The 223-nt window shown below is 57.4% G+C and carries 1 pseudogene; it reads right to left on the bottom strand.

Features of this window, described 5'->3' with window-relative positions:
- Nucleotides 1-2: 2 nt before the first annotated feature.
- Nucleotides 3-223 (bottom strand): annotated as a pseudogene (locus tag Q1A48_RS21635) (hypothetical protein); the annotation flags it as partial.

Here is a 223-nt window from a genome sequence, read left to right on the forward strand (position 1 = left end):
TGTCACCAGCACCTGCATGCCGATGACGAGGGGCCACAATCCCTCATCTCCCCCGCAGCTTGCTGCGGCACACTGATGTCGCCAGTCCAGGCTGTATCCGGTTCTTGAATGTTGAATTTCCGGTCCAGCAGGTTCGGGATATCGAAATGGGGCTGCTCTGCCTTCTTATACGCATGCGAAGGAACCTGGGTGCTTTCCAGCCCCAGCAGCTTTATCCTGCAGC

It is taken from the genome of uncultured Microbulbifer sp., assembly GCF_947489355.1.
Taxonomy (GTDB): domain Bacteria; phylum Pseudomonadota; class Gammaproteobacteria; order Pseudomonadales; family Cellvibrionaceae; genus Microbulbifer.